The following is a 20,477-nucleotide window of genomic DNA, read 5'->3' as shown; positions in this document are numbered from 1 at the left end:
TAGGGCTAGCCTCGGAAAGAAGAATCGTGGAGGTAGAGCACTGATTGGGTGCGGGGCCCGCAAGGGTTACCAAGCTCAGTCAAACTCCGAATGCCATAGATTTAGTTCCGGGAGTCAGACAGTGAGTGCTAAGATCCATTGTCGAAAGGGAAACAGCCCAGACCATCAGCTAAGGTCCCCAAGTGTGTGTTAAGTGGGAAAGGATGTGGAGTTGCACAGACAACCAGGATGTTGGCTTAGAAGCAGCCACCATTGAAAGAGTGCGTAATAGCTCACTGGTCGAGTGACTCTGCGCCGAAAATGTAACGGGGCTAAACACACCACCGAAGCTATGGCTTGATGCTTGCATCAGGGGTAGGGGAGCGTTGAATGCGGGTTGAAGGTGTACCGGAAGGAGCGCTGGACTGCATTCAAGTGAGAATGCCGGTATGAGTAACGAAAAGATCTGTGAGAATCAGATCCGCCGAAAGCCTAAGGGTTCCTGAGGAAGGTTCGTCCGCTCAGGGTAAGTCGGGACCTAAGGCGAGGCCGATAGGCGTAGTCGAAGGACAACAGGTCGAAATTCCTGTACCACCGTAATCCGTTATGAGCGATGGGGTGACGCAGTAGGGTAGTGACGCGGACTGATGGATGTCCGTCTAAGCAGTGAGGCTGATGTGTAGGCAAATCCGCACATCGTAAGGCTGGGCTGTGATGGGGAGCGAAAATTATAGTAGCGAAGGTCATGATCTCAGACTGCCAAGAAAAGCCTCTAGCCAGGAGAAGGTGCCCGTACCGCAAACCGACACAGGTAGGCGAGAAGAGAATTCTAAGGCGCGCGGAAGAACTCTCGTTAAGGAACTCGGCAAAATGACCCCGTAACTTCGGGAGAAGGGGTGCCTCGGTAGGGTGAATAGCCCGAGGGGGCCGCAGTGAAAAGGCCCAAGCGACTGTTTAGCAAAAACACAGGTCTGTGCGAAGCCGCAAGGCGAAGTATACGGGCTGACGCCTGCCCGGTGCTGGAAGGTTAAGGGGAGTGGTAAGCCTTCGGGCGAAGCTATGAACCGAAGCCCCAGTAAACGGCGGCCGTAACTATAACGGTCCTAAGGTAGCGAAATTCCTTGTCAGGTAAATTCTGACCCGCACGAATGGCGTAACGACTTGGGCGCTGTCTCAACGAGAGATCCGGTGAAATTTTAATACCTGTGAAGATGCAGGTTACCCGCGACAAGACGGAAAGACCCCATGGAGCTTTACTGCAGCTTGATATTGAATTTGGGTACGATCTGTACAGGATAGGTGGGAGCCGTAGAACTTTGAGCGCCAGCTTGAAGGGAGGCATCCTTGGGATACCACCCTGATCGTATCTAGGTTCTAACTTGGTACCGTGATCCGGTACGAGGACAGTGTCAGGTGGGCAGTTTGACTGGGGCGGTCGCCTCCTAAAGAGTAACGGAGGCGCCCCAAGGTTCCCTCAGAATGGTTGGAAATCATTCGAAGAGTGCAAAGGCAGAAGGGAGCTTGACTGCGAGACCTACAAGTCGAGCAGGGACGAAAGTCGGGCTTAGTGATCCGGTGGTACCGCATGGAAGGGCCATCGCTCAACGGATAAAAGCTACCCTGGGGATAACAGGCTTATCTCCCCCAAGAGTCCACATCGACGGGGAGGTTTGGCACCTCGATGTCGGCTCATCGCATCCTGGGGCTGAAGTAGGTCCCAAGGGTTGGGCTGTTCGCCCATTAAAGCGGTACGCGAGCTGGGTTCAGAACGTCGTGAGACAGTTCGGTCCCTATCTGTCGTGGGCGTAGGAAATTTGAGAGGAGCTGTCCTTAGTACGAGAGGACCGGGATGGACGTACCGCTGGTGTACCAGTTGTTCCGCCAGGAGCACCGCTGGGTAGCTATGTACGGAAGGGATAAGCGCTGAAAGCATCTAAGCGTGAAGCCCCCCTCAAGATGAGATTTCCCAATTAGTAAGACCCCTTGAAGACGACGAGGTAGATAGGTTGGGGGTGGAAGTGCAGTAATGCATGGAGCTGACCAATACTAATCGGTCGAGGGCTTATCCTAAAGATAAGACGCAATGAGTTTCGGATCCAGTTTTCAGGGTGTAAGCATCACATCGTATAAGTTCGAGTAGCTTATATGAGACGAGCTAACACACAGCATTTGGCGATGCTGATTCCTGAAAAGAATTTGCGAGGCAAATTCATGTTTGGTGGCGATAGCGGAGGGGTTCCACACGTACCCATCCCGAACACGACCGTTAAGCCCTCCAGCGCCGATGGTACTTGGACCGCAGGGTCCTGGGAGAGTAGGACGTTGCCAAGCAACAAGTAAAGAGGACCATGATCTTATTGAGATTATGGTCCTCTTTTTTGCATATAGATGTAATTTAGAAATATCCTTACAAAAGGAAGGTAACATTTTTGTTACGGAATGTAAGAGCAAACCCTGTATAATATAGGTATTGAACCCCATACACATACGCTGCTATATTGCAGAATTATGCAAACTCCATTATAGGATTTTGTATAGTCAATCAGGCTGGTAAGGAGGGAAGATCATGCGGCGAAATAAATGGCTTGCTCTATTGGTGCTATTCAGTGTCGCTGTCGCGATTCTTACCGGGTGCGTGGAAGAGGAGCCTTCTTGGACATCGTTTGAGGGTGCTGCTAACGAGAAGACGTTTCCAGTTCCCAAAGAAGCTAGTAAAACCGATCGGGCCAGCAGCAATTCGGACATGGACTATGTACGCTATGCACTGCCAGCGTTGAAGGAAAGCGATAGCCTACCTGCTCCTTATCTGGAGGAGATTGCAGCCTGGGGCTGGACTGAGGAACCGAATTTATCTACCTCGAATCAAAAGGTGTTCCAGAAAAATAAACACATGGTGCATTTGTCTGTGCATGATGGTTCTTTTACCGTATTGGTTCCAAAAGACAGAAAAGCTACTGTGAAGAGTAAAAGTGTAGACCTTAATTAAGAGTGCGATTTTCACTCAAGTATGCAACACAAGATGTATTGTAAGGTCATAATTAACTCATAGCGTATTGGTTGCTGAGCGTATAATGATGAATGATGAGATGGGGAAGCACTTGAAACTGCCGTTGTGTAGAAAGTGACTTCCTTTTGTATATTTGTGTATAGATCGGTTTACTACTTTTATGACATAGATAATGTGGGTAAATCCTATGTGGGTAAAGTTATTTAATGAGAGAACTAAGGGAATATAATTGTTAAATTATAAAAAAAAGAGCAACCCGACCCGGGTTGCTCTTTTTTATTGTTTTAAGGCTGAAGCGTTGGGGATGTATTAATTGAAGTTTCGATCTGTACAGATGGGAAGTGAATTGATTTACTGTTGATAGTAGGAGGCTTCTTCATCGGTGAACTTCAACATGCCGTCTTTTCTTTCGCCTATAAGCCGACTCAAGACGTATAAACGCGGTGCAATGAGCCATAGGTGCCAGAAGAGTAAGGATACGGTAAAGGCTGGCGGAGACCAGAGAATGAATACGGCTGAAAAGCAGATACCAATCCAGAGTGTATGTATGTGCACACGACGAAAAATCCTATAGCCTATGTATTGGTCTGTCATATAGCCTAGCCAAGGCAACCTGCGATGGAACGCCCAGCGTTTGCGGAAGGCTGTCCCACCACCTATGTATAGGACAGATCGCGAGATTACGAAGTGTACCCATAAGGTTAGGAAAAGGGCAAGAGCAAACAAAAATACACTAGTCCAGGAGAAGGCTAGAAGCAGAAAGAGAAGCATAATAACAGGCAGTGTGAGGTGACTCCATATCAGCTGACGTGGTATATTGATTTTTTTGATGAGCTTGTAGTGATAGTAGGTAGCTTTGGTTCCGGTTTCCTCTGTCATGCGAACAGTCCTTTCATTAATCTACTGCATCACAAGTGGCTTCCCGTCCACAGCCGGAAAAAGGGACGGTACTTCGCTCATGCGGCTTTAATAAGCATCAATTAATTTTTTGTAATAGTATAGAGCAAGGACATCTAGCGTTAGCTAACCTATTCTATAATTACAGGAAAAGCTCTCACTGATGAAGTGTGCAAAGGCTCCAATGAAAGGGCATCCATACATAGAAGCTTTTCTTATTATATCGGCATATGCGGCTGTTTTTTTAAACATACGGGGTACAAACACCATAATAGCCCAAGGGGAATATATATAGAGTATATCGTCGAATTGGGCTATGAAAAGGTTTAAAATACTAGAAAGTGACCCATACTAATAGTAAAAGAAACAAGGTGGGATGGATATGCATGATCAAGGTGACCACCGCTGCATCATATGCGGACAACACAAACATGAAGGCATTTTTATCGTTTCCGAGTTTATCTGTGATGCGTGTGAAGCCGAAATGGTGCACACGGATGCAACTGACGCCAAATATCATTTTTTTATTGATCAACTAAAGCAAATTTGGGTTCAGAAAAATGCATAATATCCTTCGCTAGCTAGCGTTTGAAGGATGGGCATTCCAAGGTCTGTCGATACGGGCCTTTTTTTCTGTGAGTAAAAGTAGGATTCCGCTTGATTTTACGATAAAATAGGGTAGATATAAAGCTTTGTTTGGAAGGATTGCAGAATGATGGGGAAAAAGGCGGTTCATGCACCATTAGTGGAAGCTCTAATACGTTACAGGTCTCAGGGAAACGCTTCTTTTCATGTACCCGGTCATAAAAACGGGCAAGTCTATAGGTATGAAGAAATGGCATCTCTGTTGCAAGAGGTGATGTCTATTGATGCGACTGAAATTACCGGACTGGATGATTTGCATCACCCAGAAGACGTGATTCGTGAAGGTCAGGAGCTGGCTGCGAAGTGCTTTGGTGCAGAAGAGAGCTTTTGGCTTATTGGAGGCAGCACGGTCGGTAATTTGGCCATGATTTTGACCGTATGTACGAAGCCGGGAGATGTACTACTGGTACAGAGGAATGTACACAAATCTGTTCTGAACGGTCTCATGTTATCGGGAGCCAAGGCCGTATTTCTAGATCCGGAAATAGATACACTAAGCGGGCTGGCGGTTGCTCCATCGACAGACACGATAAAGGCTGCTCTCAAGGCCTATCCATTGGCTAAAGGAGTATTACTTACGCTCCCTAACTATTATGGGATGGGGCATGATCTGACTGCTACAGCTAAAGTTTGTCATGCAGCCGATGTGCCGTTGATGGTAGATGAGGCACATGGTGCTCATTATGGACTGCATCCTCGTTTGCCAGTCTCTGCTCTTTCCTGTGGTGCTGATATAGTTGTCCAATCGACACATAAGATGCTTCCAGCTATGACCATGGGAGCCATGTTACATGTGCAAGGACAGAGAATTCATCGGGAACTGCTCCGTCAGCGGTTGGCTATGGTGCAAAGCTCCAGCCCTTCGTATCCATTAATGGCCTCGCTCGATTTGGCAAGATGGTATATCGATGCTTATGGCACGGATGCCTTTACAGAGGGCCTAGCAGCAGCAGACGCTTTTAGAAAGGGGCTGGCGCAGCTCCCACGCTTTCGCTTGGTAGAACCTACACAGCAGGCAAGTGAACAGTGTGGCGCTCAGAAGGGGATCTCTGAGGCTCTGGAAAGGGCCGAGAAGAGAAGCGATGGGTACTCAACTCAGGATCCTTTTAAAATGGTGCTATATGATACATGGGGTGTATTAGATGGCTTTGGATTAAAACGTGAGCTGGAGACTTACAGTTGTATCCCAGAGATGAGCGACGAGAAACATGTGGTTTTATTGTTTACGTTAGGCTCTACAGCTAGGGATGCGAGTCACCTGTTGCAGGCTCTTGTGCATATAAATAATGATATAAGGTTTAAGTGGACGACTGATAAGCCGGAGTTAGCGGGGATAGAGCAGCAGAGACTAGAATTGGATTTTTCCACGTGGAACAATGAGGGAATGAAGGCTTACTCCAGTCCGGTGCAGTTTGGGCTTCAACCGATTAATCCAGATCAGATGGAGATCGTGCCTGTGGAGGAATCAGCTGGCAGGATAGCTGCTGAAATGATTATCCCGTATCCTCCAGGTATCCCGCTGCTATATGCAGGGGAAATGATCACAGAAGTGATTGCTCTACGGATGATTCGTCTACGTGAGCTAGGAGCTAAATGGCAAGGGATAGCAGATGAAAGTATGCTTACGATTCGGGTATTCCGTTTACAATAAAGATTAGATACTAGAGAATTAACAAATACAGAAGACTGGATAAAAGAAGCATACGCAGCCTGTGGATGACTTTTATTTTTCAGGCAGGAAAGCAGGGAATAACATGAATCGCAAAGGCATTTTTATTACGCTGGAGGGGGGAGACGGCTCCGGTAAAACAACCATGATCCAACGACTGGCGAAGTATATAGAGGAAGAAGGCTATCCAGTCGTCACGACGAGGGAACCGGGCGGCATTGAAATTTCTGAAAAGATTCGTTCTATCATTCTGGACCCTGCTCATACCAGTATGGATGCCCGAACAGAGGCGCTTTTATATGCGGCGGCGCGGCGCCAGCATTTGGTGGAGAAGGTAAAGCCGGCTATTGAGCAAGGAGCTATCGTATTGTGTGACCGTTTTGTGGACAGTAGCCTGGTCTATCAAGGGTTTGCAAGAGGCATTGGCATTGAAGAGGTAGCTTCGATTAATCGCTTTGCGGTGGATGATTGGGAGCCGGATGCCACGTTCTATCTGGATATTGAGCCCGAGTTGGGATTGGCAAGAATCAATGCGTCACGAGGAGAGGAAATGGATCGCCTAGATATGGAGAGCATATCGTTTCACCATAAGGTGCGAGAGGCTTATCTGGAGCTAGCTCGCGAATTTCCGGAACGAATTACGATTGTGGATGCCTCTCCCGCACCTGAACAGGTAGAGCAAGTATTGAAGGATTTGCTGAAAAAGCGGTTTATTCAGAATTTTAGCGTATAATTGTCGAAGGATATACGGTAAAATTGAGCTAGGGACAAGGCTGTCTCTAATATGACTTGAAGGAGGAATACAGGATGAAGCTGATTATTGCGATTGTACAGGATAAGGACAGTAATAGATTATCCAGCGGACTGGTGAAAGCTAATTTCCGTGCTACCAAATTGGCCAGCACAGGGGGATTTCTGCGTGCAGGTAATACGACATTTATGATTGGTGTCGATGACAATCAGGTAGACTCGTTGATGAATGTCATTCGCAGCAGTTGCAAGGTACGTGAACAGCTGGTCACACCCGTCACCCCTATGAGTGGGACGACGGACTCTTATCTGCCGTTGCCTGTTGAAGTGCAGGTGGGTGGAGCGACAGTTTTCGTGATGCCTGTAGACCGTTTCGAGCATTTCTGAATCTACACAATAGAACCTATTTTGCCGATATGATAGTGGAAATGCCTGTTTCTCGCTCATACGATGAGAATGAGAAGCAGATCCACTAAAACGGCAGCGCTACAGCGCAGCCCCCGGAAAGCCGAAGAGACTCCCGAGTTCTCTATTGAACTGTTCGTTGAGGCAAAGGAAAGCATCCGGGGAGAAAGCAGGTTTATATGAAAATAAATCCGGGCTACCGCCCTTTACACAGTACATTGTCTACAAATGAAACGAGTGCCAAGCCAATTCAGCCGAAAAGCTTCTCCGATGTTATGCAGCAAAATGGGGAGCAGGCTTCGAAGGAGGAATTGAACCGGCGCTTTAAGGAAATTCAAATGCAGGGAGATCGTCTTGCTCGCTCAATGACGATTCGTGAGTTGAAGGCTTATAAGATGCTGGTTAAACGGTTTTTGGAAGATACGGTTCGGCGGGGCGTGTCTATGAAGGATACAAAGGGATGGGATCGTCGGGGACGCAGCAAGCGTTATAAGCTGATTGATGAAGTGGATGAGCTATTGCTCAAAATGGCAGATGAGCTGCTCGATACCGAGCAAGGGAAGATTGAGCTTTTGCAAGGAGTCGGTGAGATTAGAGGCTTGCTGATTAATCTCTCATTTTAATGCAGTCTTATGTTATAAATGAATACAGACGGGCTGTTGCCACGAAGAAATAATCTGCTTGCTGATCATGCTGGCAGATTATTTTTGACTATGTACATGTGGGCAAACGTAATATGCGAATAGCGGCACAGCTATACTGAAGAACCATGATTTGAGGGTGAGAGCATCACAACATCAACAAACTCGCCCGGGAAAACAATGATTTGCTGATGATTCATCGTTGTTTTCAGTGGAGAAAGTGAGGAAATATGTCTTTCCAACATATATTGGGGCAGGATGTAGCCAAAAAAATGCTGCAAAGTGCATTGCGGAATCACACAGTCAGCCATGCTTATGTTTTTAGCGGACCGCAGGGAAGCGGACAGATGAACATGGCACAGACCTTTGCCAAGGCTTTATTCTGTGAAAAACAGACGGATGATGCATGTGGCGAGTGCTTGTCATGCCGCAAGGTAGAGCACGGGAATCACCCGGACTTGCACATTGTGGAGCCTGATGGAGCAACGGTTAAAATTGATCAGATTCGCGGGCTTCAACGAATATTTTCATACAAATCTGAAAGCTCCAACCCGAAGGTATATATCATTCGACAGGCGGATACCATGACAGTGCAAGCTGCTAACAGCTTGCTTAAGTTTTTGGAGGAGCCTCAGATTCCCGTGGTCGGTATACTCATTTCAGAGAATGGACAGGCGTTGTTGCCTACGATTCAATCGCGGACACAGCAGGTGCCTTTCCACGCTTTACAGCCGGAAATGATGATGCAGGTGTTAATTGGGGAAGGCTATACGGCAGGACTTGTCCGGTCAGTGGTTCATATGGCTTCAGGACTGGAATCATGTAGAGAAATTCTCCAGCAGAATTGGTTTGCAGAAATTAGAAACGTAGTGTTACAATTAGTGAAGGAGTCCATGAGCCGGGGGAGTTCGTCGATTATTCTGGCTCAACAGAAGATTTTTAAAACTGGACTTTCTGAACACCTGGATATTCTGTTTCATCTGTTTCATTTGTGGTTTAAAGATATGCTTCATTTCCGTTACGGAAGGCACGAAAGCATTGTTTTCATAGATCATTTGGAGTCCGTCTCCAAATTGGCAATCACCCGCAGCACGGAACAATGGGTCTCTTATATGGATTTGGCCGCGAATTGCAGGAAGAAGCTCCGTTTTCACGTCAACGGACAATTATGCGTGGAGCAGCTTCTGATTGGGTTGTCCGATACAAGCGGTTCTATCACCGGCTAACAGGAAGGCGCGCTTGTTCCACTCTGCACAATCCGCGACGCCAGGTTCCCGGTTTGTGCGACAGTGAGACTTCAATTGCGGCCATTCTTACAATGTCGGCTACAAATGAGGTTTAGTGGCATACAAGGGGGTTAATTTTTGTATAGTGTAGTGGGTGTCCGTTTCAAGAAGGCGGGCAAGACTTATTATTTTGATCCGCTGGACCTTCCAGTGGAGAAAGAAAACTGCGTCATAGTAGAGACCGCTCGCGGTATTGAATATGGCAAGGTTGTGGTGGGCAAAAAAGAAGTAAATGATTCGGATGTTGTCCTACCCTTAAAAAAAGTCATTCGTATTGCCGGAGATGATGACGCTCTTGTTGTAGAAGAGAATAAATTGGCGGCCAAGGATGCATTCGGTACGTGTTTAAATAAAATTAAAGACCATAACCTTAAAATGAAGCTGGTAGATGTGGAATTTACATTTGACCGCAATAAGATCATTTTTTATTTTACGGCTGAGGGTCGGGTTGATTTTCGAGAGCTTGTAAAGGATTTGGCCAGCATTTTTCGTACACGAATTGAGCTGCGGCAGATCGGAGTACGGGATGAGGCTAAAATGCTTGGTGGAATCGGACCTTGCGGACGTATTCTGTGTTGTTCCTCATGGCTGGGGGATTTTGACCCGGTATCTATTAAGATGGCGAAGGATCAGAGCTTGTCGCTGAATCCGACGAAAATTTCCGGGTTGTGCGGAAGATTGATGTGCTGTCTCAAATTTGAACATGATAACTACGAGAGCATGCGGGAAGAGCTGCCTCAGGTAGGTAAGATGGTTATCACCTCTCTGGGAGAAGGAAAAGTGGTAGGTGTCAATGCAGGCCATCGTACGGTACATGTTCAACTGTTTGAGATCAGTAAGGTCAAGGAACTTCCAATGGACGATGTAGTCGTCAAGTAAACCATTAGGTTGCTTCGGGGTGGAAACTTGGATAAATTAAATGTTTTTGCGCGTATTCACGAAATGGAAACCCAAATGGGACAGTTGCATAGCGATCTGGGTGAATTGAAACTGGCAGTAAAAGAGCTGCTGGAGGAAAATCAACGACTAACGATTGAAAACGAACAGGTGCGCAAGATGCTCAAACGTGAAACCTCTGGAGAAGAAAAGACGGCAAGCAAGCCGAAGCTTCCTCCTCCGATCGTCGTTAAGAATGAAGAGGAGACGGGTGAGGTCGTGGGCGAAGGCTACGACAATCTGGCAAGGCTGTATCATGAAGGATTTCATATATGCAACGTGTATTACGGACATTTGCGAACAGAAGGCGATTGCCTCTTCTGTCTGTCATTTTTGAATAAATAAAAACAAGCCGTAGGAGCAAGATGCCTACGGCTTTTTTGTAAGGAAGTATGAGTAAAAAGCGATTTAGGTTATAGGATAGGAGAGCATTATGTACGAAAATGAAAAGAAGTCTGAACGAATTGATGATCTGCTTTCACATAATCTGCGTATTATTCAGAGTGATGAAGTGTTCAGCTTTTCGATGGATGCGGTCTTGCTGGCACGGTTTGCTGGTATTCCGCTTCAGCGTGGGAAGATTCTCGATTTGTGTACGGGCAATGGGGTTGTTCCCATACTGTTGACGACACGCACCAAAGCATCTATTGAAGGAATTGAGATTCAACCACGCCTGGCAGATATGGCTAGACGGTCTGTCAGTTTGAATGGATTAGAATCTGCAATTGAGATTCGGGAAGGAGACTTGCGTGAGCTGGTTCAAATCACGGGACATGGCGTGTATGATGCGATTACCGTGAATCCTCCCTATATGCCGCTAAATGGTAGCGATATCAAGCTGAATCCTCACCAGGCCATTGCTCGTCATGAAGTGAACTGTACACTGGAAGAAGTCATCCAGGCATGTTCTCGGCTTGTCCGAAATGGGGGGAAAGTATCGATGGTTCATCGCCCACAGCGCCTGGGTGAGATTATATCCTTGATGCGCAGTTATAGCCTAGAACCCAAGCGGATACGTTTTGTTCACCCACGGATTCATATGGAAGCAAATATGGTACTTGTTGAAGCAATGCGTGACGGCAAACCGGAAGTTCGTCTATTACCCCCACTCATTGTATATCAGGAAGATGGGAACTATACTCAGGAAATAAGGGAAATCTATGGAGAAGTAAGCAAGGGGGATTCAGTGTGACAGCAGCTGTACAAAAAAGCTTTAGTAACCGTGAAGAGGAACGGGGAAAGTTATATCTCGTTGCTACCCCGATTGGCAATCTGGACGATATGACCTTTAGGGCAATTAACACCCTAAAGTCATGCAATATTATCGCTGCTGAGGATACGCGACAGACACGCAAATTGCTCACACATTTCGACATCACGCCGGAAATGCTCTTCAGTTATCATGAACATAATAAAGCTGCCAGTGGGCCTGAGCTGATACGTTATATAATAGAAGGAAAAAATTTGGCACTGGTTAGCGATGCAGGTCTACCGGCCATTTCTGATCCTGGTTCGGATCTAGTCAAGCTGGCACTTGAAGCAGAAATCAGTGTTATTCCTATCCCAGGGGCAAATGCTGCACTATCCGCTTTAATTGCCTCAGGACTGGATACAGAGAGGTTTACCTTCGCTGGATTTCCACCAAGGGAGAAAAAGGATCTAGAGAAGTTGTTACAATCATTTCAGGTATCCCATGGCACGATTCTTTTTTATGAGTCGCCCCACCGTATTGTAAAGACATTGACAGTAATAAAGGAAACATTAGGATCACGCAACGTAGTACTTGCCCGTGAACTGACCAAGCTGCATGAGGAATGGGTGCGTGGAACGGTGGAGCAATGTCTTGCAAAACTAGAGGAGAATCCACCGATTGGTGAATATTGTCTGGTCGTTGAGGGGAAAAACGAAGAGGAAGAGGAACAGGAGCGTCAGGCATGGTGGCAGGACTTATCTTTGGAGTCTCACGTCGCGCATTACGAGTCAGAGGGGCTTACGCGCAAGGATGCCATGAAGCGTACAGCTACAGACCGTTCAATTTCCAAGAGGGATGTATACAACGCACTTTTATGAGTACGTGTGTAAACAAAAAAGGGCCTTCCAACGGTTGGGTTCAAACCGTGGAAGGCAACAAGGAGTATATATGAAAAAGGTTAGAATTAACAATCTCTGATAAGTCTATTATATACTAAAATTCTCAGTTTGTCACAGGTGTTGGGATTTCGGAAATGCAATCTTGGCAAACAATTTTCCCTTTGAAGTAAATTACGTTCTCAGCATTGCCGCAGAAGATACAAGCAGGCTCGTATTTTTTAAGCATGATGCGCTCACCATCAACGTAAATTTCCAAAGCGTCTTTCTCTCCGATTCCCAGGGTACGGCGCAATTCGATTGGAATAACAACACGTCCGAGCTCGTCAACTTTTCTTACAATACCAGTGGATTTCATCATAATAAATCAGGCTCCTCTCGCCGTTTAAAATAATATAAGTGTCATCATTCGACAAAATTTTCTCTTTTCTGATATTTACTATACCAACGATTCCCAAAACAGTCAACCTTAAAAAAGTAGTAACAGCCTAATTATGCAAAAGTATTTAGAACAAAGAGCTTTATTCATGTGAATTACCTTATTTTACGGATGATTTGTCTTGTGTGTCGATTTGGAAATGTCGAAAAGTGATAATTCGACATATTACGACAAACAATGTCGAATAAGGGAGGGCGTTTAGGATTTTATTGTATTTTAATCCATTATTCCGAATATTAAAGGAGCTGATATCTTGCACCAGCCACTCAGTGAAGAAAAAGTTTTTAAGGACCCGGTACATAATTACATCCATGTTCAGGATACTGCGATATGGCGATTGATCAATACGCCGGAGTTCCAACGTTTACGACGCATTCGGCAGTTAGGCACATCTTATCTGACGTTTCATGGAGCGGAGCATAGCCGGTTTTCACATTCACTGGGCGTATACGAGATTACGAGACGCATCATTTCCCAATTTGAACGTGGAGACTTTCCCGACTGGCCAAAGGAAGAAAGACTGGTTGCTCTGTGTGCTGCTTTGTTGCACGATGTGGGGCACGGTCCATTTTCTCATTCCATTGAAGAAGCCTTTCATATGAACCATGAGGATTGGACATGCCGCATTGTACTGGGCGACACGAAGATTAACGCTGTGCTACGGCAAGTGGATGAGATGCTGCCCCACAAAGTCGCGGCGGTTATAGCCAAAACGTATGATAAGCCGATTGTTGTCAACCTGGTAACAAGTCCGCTCGATGCTGACCGTATGGATTATTTGTTGCGGGATGCTCATTCGACAGGTGTTAACTACGGAACGATTGATTTGGATCGTATTTTACGTTTGTTGCGTCCTCATAATGGGAGAATTGTCGTAAAAGAGTCGGGTATGCATGCTGTAGAGGATTATCTAATGTCACGCTATCAGATGTACTGGCAAATTTATTTCCATCCTGTAACACGCAGCTCGGAAATCCTGTTACGTAAAATTTTTAAGAGAGCAAAGGAATTGTTCAAAAACAGATATGAGTTTGGTTTTCTGCTTGATCCGCTGCCCGATCTGTTAAAAGGAGAACTAACAGTGGAGCAGTATTTGATGCTGGATGAGTCTTTGATTCAGACGGTATTTGGCCAATGGAAACGAGAAAAGGATGAAATTTTAAGTGATTTGAGTAGCCGTTTTATGGATCGTAGATTGTATAAATATGTAGAGATTGAAAATATGGATACAGATACCGTTGACCATATTCGAGAGGCTTTGAAAGAGGCTGGATTGCATCCTGAATATGATCTTGAAATTGATTTTCCAACAGATCTTCCTTATGATGTGTTTCGGCAGGGCGGCTCGACGGACAACCAGATTTTACTGCTTGGACGTCAGGGCGAGGTGCGGGAAATATCCGAAGTTTCGGAAATTGTGCGCTCAATAAGTGGCATTCACCGAGGAAAATATCACATGTATTTTCCCCAAAATAAATTGAACGGGGTAAAAGACAGGCTTCCTGCCGAAATAAGGAATTATTTTGTCAAACAATAGACAAATATATAGAAATGTAAGTAAAAAAAGGAGATGAAAACCTTGGATTTATTCGACACTCATACTCACCTGGATGCGCCACAATTTGACGAAGACCGTGAAGAAGTTATATCACGTGCTGTCGAATCAGGAGTAACACGGATGATCAATATCGGATTTAATCGTGAGACCATTCCATCCACCATGAAGCTGGCTGAGACGTATGATTTTATTTATGCGGCCGTTGGATGGCATCCGCAGGATGCTATTACAATGCAGGAGGGGGATTTAGAATGGATTGCATCGTTATGCAGTCATAAAAAGGTTGTAGCGATCGGAGAGATCGGTCTGGATTACTATTGGGATACATCACCAAAGGATGTACAGCAGCGGGTGCTTCGAAACCAAATTGGTCTGGCACGTGAGCTCAACATGCCAATTGTTATCCATAACCGGGATGCGCATGAAGATATTGTGAGAATTTTACGTGAGGAAAAGGCGAGCGAGATTGGCGGAGTCATGCACTCCTTTTCTGGGAGCTGGGAGACCGCTAAAATGGTGCTTGATATGGGCTTTCACCTTTCCTTTGGCGGGCCCATAACGTTCAAAAATGCCAAGCAGCCAAAAGAGGTACTGGCCCAGGTTCCGCTGGATCGTCTGCTGATTGAAACGGACGCGCCATACTTGACGCCTCATCCGTTTCGTGGGAAGCGAAATGAGTCGGCCCATGTGAGATTGGTGGCAGAGGCAGCTGCCCAAATTAAGGGAATTACGGTGGAGGAATTGGTATCCATTACGACCCGAAATGCTTTGGAACGATTTGACATTCAGTGAAAAAGCGAAGAAATCAATCAAAATAAAGAGATAGACGGAGCTAATTATGATTTTGTTGCAGGAAACTCAAGAATATTACAATTTTTTAACCGAATATTTTAAAAAATGTACTTGAAACCTGCTTTACAACATGCATGGAAACAGGATATCATCTTTTCAGTGAATTGTTGTTGAGTGTAAACATCAACAAATCATTTCATGAACCAGTCTCGCTGAGTCCCTTTTGCAGGGAACGGGGGAACCGATATGGCTTACAGTACGTCCGGCGTATGTGCAAGAGAGAATGTCTCTTCAGCAGCCGGCTCAACCGAAATTCATTTCCCGAATGGGATGAACAGGTAGAGAAGCCGTATTTCGATTTCTTTCTGGGTCTTCGGGGTGAATGTGAAGGCGACCGCCATGAGCGGTTGACCTAAGCTAGGGCGACTCTCTACGTCCGAACCCGACAGCTAACCCCGTAAGCGTAACAAGAGAGAAGCCATCTCGTGCATGAGTTTTCCCGCATATTCACACATGTCGGAAGCCACGAAAGAGCTCTCTAGTCTCTTTCTTTGGCTTTTTTTGTTGTGAATAAAAGAAAATCTGTCATCATACTGTGGTTAAACAGGGGAGGACAGCATGCCGCGAAGACGGGTACATGGTGCAGGACAGTCGCAGTACGGGCTTGTCTTGTAGAAAATCTGTTATAGTCACGTCAACGATCAACTATGTCTTACTCCAGACGGCGGGCTATGTAAGGAGGACGGAGGAAATGGGCATTTTCCGAAAAGAGGAGACCCATGAGTCACGCTCATCCAGCATGTCTTACGTATTACGTTGGAAGCAAGAGAATGTGCGCCAGGCTGCTTTGGTTGCTATTTTTCTAATCGCACTAACGATTATGATTTCAATTCTGATGTACACGCAATCTAAAAAACAAGTCTTTTTTGTCATCGATGGTAAGGCATCTGCGGTAGAAACCCGGGAATCCAAGCTCCAAGATTTGCTCAATGAGCATTCTATTTCACTTCAGCCGCATGATACAATTTCCATGCCGCTAAATGGGGCAGTTCAGGATGGGGATCGCGTAGTCATTAAACGTGCCAATCAGGTTAAAGTATCCTCAGGCAATAAGACGAAAAAGCTGTACACAACAGAAAATACAGTAGAGGGTGCCATTCGCACTTCGGGCTATAAATTATCATCAACGGATAAAGTTTACCCTGCGTTGGATGCCTCTGTTTCAGCTAACATGGACATAAAAATCGTCCGTGTGAAGAAACAGCAGGTCGAACAGAAAAAACAAGTGCCTTATCAGGTCATCAAAACGGCAGATCCAAGTCTCTATAAAGGCGATAATCGAGTCATTCAAAGTGGCAAATCGGGTGTGGTAGTCCAGCATGTTCAAAAGGTATACCATGATGGAAAATTGGTATCCAAACAGCTGGTCAACAAGGAAGTCGCACAGAATCGTGTGGATAAGGTAATTGCGGTAGGAACGAAGAAGAAACCGGTCGTTCTAGCTGCTTCCATCGGCCCTAAAGATGCGGTTAAGGCTACAAAGGTTAGTTCGGGCAGTGCTGTCCGTAAAGCAGGTATTAATTTTAATTATAGAAAAGTTTTACAAAATGTCTCCATGACGGCGTATTCCGCACAGGAGCCAGGTATCGGTACACGTACCGCCTCCGGCACGCGTGTCACGGAAGGACGCACCATCGCTGTCGATCCGAGTGTAATTCCAATCGGGTGGTGGGTGTATATTGAAGGGGTGGGCTTCCGCCGTGCGGAGGATACCGGTGGCGCGATTAAAGGCCACAAAATCGATGTGTATTATGAGAGTTTGAGCCGGGCCAACCAATTTGGTCGTAAGCACGGTAAAACCGTATATGTTATCGGACCTGTAAAACCGGAAATCAACTAAAACAGGTTGTGTATGTTGAGGACAATGCGATAGTATTAACAACATAGTTATGCCATGCTAAGAAGAGGATACCCTCTTCTTATTTTGTTTTCAAAAGCAGGGAAAGATAAATATATGTTGCTGTGTAGCAGTGGAGGGAAACGAAGATGATCAAGGAAGTGATCGTGGTGGAAGGCCGGGATGATACGGTAGCCATTCGCCGTGCTGTCGAAGCAGATACGATAGAAACTGGCGGTTCAGCCATTAATAAAATGACGCTGCGAAAAATTGCATTGGCGCAGGAACGGCGGGGGGTCATTATTTTAACTGATCCCGATCATGCAGGGGAGCGTATCCGTAAAATCATCGCCTCCAAGGTACCCGGCTGCAAGCAGGCTTTTATACCTGAGGCAGAGGCGACGCGCAAAGGGGATATTGGCGTAGAGAATGCCTCCCCGGAAGCCATCAGGCACGCTCTCGCGCGGGTACATACGACAGTGGAAGGTGCCGAACCGCTGATTGAATGGGCGGACCTGATTGACGCTGGACTTATTACCCATCCCAATGCTGCTGCACGCCGTATGGCCTTGGGGAATGTACTGGGTATTGGCTATTGTAACGGAAAGCAGCTACATAAGCGGCTCTCTGTATTTCAGATCAGCCGTGAGGAATTTGCCAGTGCGCTGGCACAAATCGAAAGTGAAGGATTGTGATATCCGTATGACAGGGATTCAAGATATAGCAACACCGCGGCGTACGAAGGAAATTATTCAAAAGCACGGTTTTTCGTTCAAAAAGAGCTTGGGACAAAACTTTCTGATTGATCAAAATATTCTGAGCAAGATCGTAAATGCTGCCGGTTTGGATGATACAAAGGGTGCGCTTGAGATCGGTCCGGGGATTGGAGCTTTGACTGAAAAATTGGCGCAATCGGCTAATGCAGTTACCGCTGTCGAGATTGATCAGCGGCTGCTGCCCATTCTTGAAGAAGTGCTGGCCCCTTACGATCACGTAAAGGTTCGTCATGGAGACGTATTGAAGCTGGATTTGCGTGAGGTGTTCGCAGTCGATTTTGCAGACGTGAGCAAAGTGAGTGTCGTCGCTAATCTGCCGTATTACGTCACTACACCGATTCTGATGCGTCTTCTGGAGGACAAGCTTCCTTTGGAGAATATCGTCGTTATGATTCAAAAGGAGGTGGCTGAGCGCATGGCTGCGTCTCCTGGTACGAAGGATTACGGCAGCTTAAGCATAGCCGTGCAATATTACAGCGAGCCTGAGTTAGTCTGTACGGTGCCGAATACAGTATTTATTCCTCAGCCGAATGTTGATTCGGCAGTTATTCGGCTGCGTGTACGAGAAGTTCCTCCGGTGGAAGTGGTGAACGAGAAGCATTTCTTTGAAGTGGTTCATGCCGCCTTTGCTCAACGTCGTAAAACCATTTCAAATAACCTAAAAAGCCGCTTCTTCACTAAAGAGAACAGGGACACGCTGGAGCCGCTGTTGCAACAAGCTGGTATTGAGCCTTCCCGTCGAGGGGAAACGCTGAGTATCGAGGAATTTGCGCGTCTCAGCGCCGTGCTGTTAGAGGCTGGAATATCCTAAATTGGAACCAAACTGTGCATTCACCCATACGATATAGGAGGGGTGATACAGTGTGATGAGTTTAGGAGACTTGGTCGTTCGGAAATCGTACGGCGGTGATGTCACGTTTCGCGTTGAGGACATCCAGCGGGATAAAGCGATCATTAAGGGGACGGAATTTCGGCTACTGGCTGATTCCCCGGTGAACGATTTGGTCAGAGTGCCGGCAGACCAGGTTAGCGGTAAGACTCAACAGGCCCACATTAAGGCCGGGGAGTCTCTTAATCTTTTGCAACGGGCACGCCAGCAGCAAGCTGCCCGTAGCCAGGCGGCTCTGATTGGAGAGTGGAGTGATCCGGTGGAGTCAACGTATTTTGAAATGCCAGGAAAGGTTCTTCATCTGGATGGAGACCCTGGCTATTTAAGGAAATGTCTCAGTCTATATGAACAGCTCCGTGTTCCCGCAGAGGGACATCACGTTCACGAATCGGCAATGGCGGATACGTTATACCGACTGCTTCCCCGCATTCGTCCTGATATTGTAGTCATCACTGGACATGATGGTGTGCTAAAGCAACCGCAGCCTTATGATTTGTACAGCTTGAAAAGCTACAAGAATTCGCAAAATTTTGTGGCAGCGATTCAGGTAGCGAGACAATATGAGCGTCATCTGGATTCACTGACAATTGTAGCGGGTGCGTGCCAGTCCCATTTTGAGGCGCTGCTACGTGCTGGAGCCAACTTTGCCAGTTCCCCAGGGCGTATCTTGATTCACGCTCTGGACCCCGTTTACGTGGCTGCCAAGGCCGCATTTACTTCAATCCGTGATACGGTCAATATGGGAGACTTGTTTCACCAGACCATCAGTGGCAGCCGCGGAGTGGGTGGAATTGAAACAAGGGGAAGCTACCGCATCGGTTTGCCGAAGCTTGAAAATTTGTCAACGCTTAAAGTAACGCCTTCAGCGATCTGAGATTCAAATGTGCCTAATAGGATTTATCTGAACAAAAGCCTCTTTTTAGAGGCTTTTTGTCATTTTTTATGTATATTATTCCTGTTCGCAAAAAATTAAATTGACAACTTATTTTTCGTGTTGTTATAATATTTAGCTTGATTTGACAATCCCTCTAAAATTCGTTATAATGGACAAGGAAAGAGGTGGTCGTTAGGCAATGGCTAAAAATACGCTGTTGGAAATCAAACGCAGTCTCGACGCACATGTAGGGCAAAAGATTTTGCTGCGGGCTAACGGCGGACGCCGTAAGACCGTCGAACGAACTGGTGTCTTGGAAGAAACGTACCCTTCTGTTTTTATCGTCAAGCTGGATCAGGAGCAACAGACGTTTAAACGTGTCTCCTACAGCTATGCTGACATTCTTACCGAGTCGGTGGAGGTCAGTGTATATGATCCCGACTCTCACACAAGTGTAGTCGAATATTTCGAAACACCTTAATTCTTTTTTACGTGATTTATACCAGCTTTGCAGGTTTAACGGCGACCTCGTCATTTTTAATGGCGGGGTCGTTTTGTATTTGCAGAGCAGGATGAAGCATGATATCTCTGCACATACTAAGGCGGGAATGATCTTCCTTATTCCATTGCCGAAGGAGGCGTATGCATGAGCCGAAGAAGACGGAGTGTTATGTCGGAAGAGCTAAAGTACGAACTAGCCAAAGATCTTGGGTTTTACGACACGGTCAAGGAAGAAGGCTGGGGAGGCATTAAAGCCAAGGATGCGGGCAATATGGTCAAGCGGGCCATTCAGCTTGCGGAGCAGGCGGCTTCTCGCAAATCGTAGCTCTCGGTGGTGCTGATGAAAAGCGGGGATATCCGGGGTCATACCAGGGCATCTCCGCTTTTTTGAGCCTCATGACTTGACAGGCTGAGTCTGATATAATATGTTAAGCTGTCTTGAGGGAAA

The 20,477-nt window shown here is 46.3% G+C and carries 21 protein-coding genes, 2 rRNA genes and 1 riboswitch (1 of these 24 only partly in view); of the genes, 21 read left to right on the top strand and 2 right to left on the bottom strand.

Annotation, left to right across the window (positions count from 1 at the left end; genetic code table 11):
• The 3 genes from ACXHJ1_RS06695 to ACXHJ1_RS06685 form a co-directional block, all read left to right on the top strand.
• Positions 1-2,049 (top strand): 23S ribosomal RNA (locus tag ACXHJ1_RS06695) (it extends 877 nt beyond the left edge of the window).
• 144 nt (positions 2,050-2,193) lie between these two features.
• Positions 2,194-2,310: ribosomal RNA gene (rrf, locus tag ACXHJ1_RS06690) — 5S ribosomal RNA — on the top strand.
• A 235-nt stretch (positions 2,311-2,545) separates the two neighbouring features.
• Entirely contained in the window at positions 2,546-2,965 is a 420-nt protein-coding gene (locus tag ACXHJ1_RS06685) for a hypothetical protein (protein ID WP_013368653.1), read from the top strand.
• A gap of 372 nt (positions 2,966-3,337) precedes the next feature.
• On the opposite strand, the gene ACXHJ1_RS06680 is transcribed toward ACXHJ1_RS06685, so the two are convergent.
• Positions 3,338-3,865 carry a hypothetical protein gene (locus ACXHJ1_RS06680; protein WP_016818935.1) on the bottom strand — a complete coding sequence of 176 codons (528 nt, stop codon included), beginning with the start codon at positions 3,863-3,865 and terminating at the stop codon, positions 3,338-3,340.
• Positions 3,866-4,265: 400 nt separating this feature from the next.
• Here ACXHJ1_RS06680 and ACXHJ1_RS06675 point away from each other — a divergent pair, with 400 nt between their 5' ends.
• The 10 genes from ACXHJ1_RS06675 to rsmI all read left to right on the top strand — a co-directional run bounded on the left by ACXHJ1_RS06675 (position 4,266) and on the right by rsmI (position 12,285).
• Complete coding sequence (locus ACXHJ1_RS06675) at positions 4,266-4,451, top strand: sigma factor G inhibitor Gin (RefSeq protein ID WP_016818933.1); 186 nt, start codon at positions 4,266-4,268, stop codon at positions 4,449-4,451.
• Between the two features lie 144 nt (positions 4,452-4,595).
• On the top strand, positions 4,596-6,179 hold the full coding sequence (locus ACXHJ1_RS06670; protein ID WP_107735135.1) for an aminotransferase class I/II-fold pyridoxal phosphate-dependent enzyme: 1,584 nt from the start codon (positions 4,596-4,598) through the stop codon (positions 6,177-6,179).
• Between the two features lie 103 nt (positions 6,180-6,282).
• Positions 6,283-6,930, top strand: a complete 648-nt coding sequence (gene tmk, locus ACXHJ1_RS06665; protein WP_019685730.1) for a dTMP kinase — start codon at positions 6,283-6,285, stop codon at positions 6,928-6,930.
• Between the two features lie 74 nt (positions 6,931-7,004).
• Positions 7,005-7,334 (top strand): cyclic-di-AMP receptor, encoded by a 330-nt coding sequence (locus ACXHJ1_RS06660; RefSeq protein WP_007427998.1) that lies wholly within the window; start codon positions 7,005-7,007, stop codon positions 7,332-7,334.
• 197 nt (positions 7,335-7,531) lie between these two features.
• Entirely contained in the window at positions 7,532-7,975 is a 444-nt protein-coding gene (locus ACXHJ1_RS06655; protein WP_013368659.1) for a YaaR family protein, read from the top strand.
• A 248-nt stretch (positions 7,976-8,223) separates the two neighbouring features.
• Positions 8,224-9,219, top strand: a complete 996-nt coding sequence (gene holB, locus ACXHJ1_RS06650) for a DNA polymerase III subunit delta' (protein WP_016818930.1) — start codon at positions 8,224-8,226, stop codon at positions 9,217-9,219.
• 138 nt (positions 9,220-9,357) lie between these two features.
• Positions 9,358-10,158 carry a PSP1 domain-containing protein gene (locus ACXHJ1_RS06645; protein WP_013368662.1) on the top strand — a complete coding sequence of 267 codons (801 nt, stop codon included), beginning with the start codon at positions 9,358-9,360 and terminating at the stop codon, positions 10,156-10,158.
• A gap of 27 nt (positions 10,159-10,185) precedes the next feature.
• Positions 10,186-10,560, top strand: coding sequence for a DNA replication initiation control protein YabA (yabA, locus tag ACXHJ1_RS06640; RefSeq protein ID WP_016818929.1), 375 nt, complete (start codon positions 10,186-10,188; stop codon positions 10,558-10,560).
• A gap of 88 nt (positions 10,561-10,648) precedes the next feature.
• Positions 10,649-11,407 (top strand): tRNA1(Val) (adenine(37)-N6)-methyltransferase, encoded by a 759-nt coding sequence (locus tag ACXHJ1_RS06635; RefSeq protein ID WP_016818928.1) that lies wholly within the window; start codon positions 10,649-10,651, stop codon positions 11,405-11,407.
• Complete coding sequence (gene rsmI, locus ACXHJ1_RS06630; RefSeq protein ID WP_016818927.1) at positions 11,404-12,285, top strand: 16S rRNA (cytidine(1402)-2'-O)-methyltransferase; 882 nt, start codon at positions 11,404-11,406, stop codon at positions 12,283-12,285. The genes ACXHJ1_RS06635 and rsmI overlap by 4 nt, the downstream gene beginning before the upstream one ends.
• Before the next feature lie 124 nt (positions 12,286-12,409).
• Here the strand turns inward: rsmI and ACXHJ1_RS06625 are convergent, their stop codons facing one another.
• On the bottom strand, positions 12,410-12,664 hold the full coding sequence (locus ACXHJ1_RS06625; RefSeq protein WP_007428005.1) for an AbrB/MazE/SpoVT family DNA-binding domain-containing protein: 255 nt from the start codon (positions 12,662-12,664) through the stop codon (positions 12,410-12,412).
• A 331-nt stretch (positions 12,665-12,995) separates the two neighbouring features.
• On the opposite strand from ACXHJ1_RS06625, the gene ACXHJ1_RS06620 reads away from it, so the two are divergent.
• The 8 genes from ACXHJ1_RS06620 to ACXHJ1_RS06585 all read left to right on the top strand — a co-directional run bounded on the left by ACXHJ1_RS06620 (position 12,996) and on the right by ACXHJ1_RS06585 (position 20,354).
• A complete protein-coding gene (locus ACXHJ1_RS06620; RefSeq protein ID WP_107735133.1) occupies positions 12,996-14,279 on the top strand; it encodes an HD domain-containing protein in 1,284 nt (427 codons plus the stop codon).
• A 42-nt stretch (positions 14,280-14,321) separates the two neighbouring features.
• Entirely contained in the window at positions 14,322-15,092 is a 771-nt protein-coding gene (locus tag ACXHJ1_RS06615) for a TatD family hydrolase (RefSeq protein ID WP_457905816.1), read from the top strand.
• Positions 15,093-15,292: 200 nt separating this feature from the next.
• Positions 15,293-15,572, top strand: a riboswitch (cyclic di-AMP (ydaO/yuaA leader).
• Positions 15,573-15,843: 271 nt separating this feature from the next.
• On the top strand, positions 15,844-16,992 hold the full coding sequence (locus tag ACXHJ1_RS06610) for a 3D domain-containing protein (protein WP_016818924.1): 1,149 nt from the start codon (positions 15,844-15,846) through the stop codon (positions 16,990-16,992).
• A gap of 146 nt (positions 16,993-17,138) precedes the next feature.
• Entirely contained in the window at positions 17,139-17,684 is a 546-nt protein-coding gene (rnmV, locus tag ACXHJ1_RS06605) for a ribonuclease M5 (protein ID WP_016818923.1), read from the top strand.
• Positions 17,685-17,691: 7 nt separating this feature from the next.
• Positions 17,692-18,576 (top strand): 16S rRNA (adenine(1518)-N(6)/adenine(1519)-N(6))-dimethyltransferase RsmA, encoded by an 885-nt coding sequence (rsmA, locus tag ACXHJ1_RS06600; protein ID WP_457906167.1) that lies wholly within the window; start codon positions 17,692-17,694, stop codon positions 18,574-18,576.
• A gap of 55 nt (positions 18,577-18,631) precedes the next feature.
• Positions 18,632-19,528: a sporulation peptidase YabG gene (gene yabG, locus ACXHJ1_RS06595; protein WP_025363644.1), complete on the top strand. Its 897-nt coding sequence runs from the start codon at positions 18,632-18,634 to the stop codon at positions 19,526-19,528.
• A 199-nt stretch (positions 19,529-19,727) separates the two neighbouring features.
• Positions 19,728-20,009: a biofilm formation stimulator Veg gene (veg, locus tag ACXHJ1_RS06590; protein WP_013308120.1), complete on the top strand. Its 282-nt coding sequence runs from the start codon at positions 19,728-19,730 to the stop codon at positions 20,007-20,009.
• Between the two features lie 165 nt (positions 20,010-20,174).
• Positions 20,175-20,354, top strand: a complete 180-nt coding sequence (locus ACXHJ1_RS06585; RefSeq protein WP_007428013.1) for a small, acid-soluble spore protein, alpha/beta type — start codon at positions 20,175-20,177, stop codon at positions 20,352-20,354.
• The last annotated feature ends 123 nt before the right edge of the window (positions 20,355-20,477 follow it).

The sequence above is a fragment of the Paenibacillus sp. ALE2 genome, assembly GCF_054113385.1.
The sequence above is the reverse complement of the archived record's forward strand: the minus strand, read 5'-3'. Positions and strand labels throughout refer to the sequence as shown.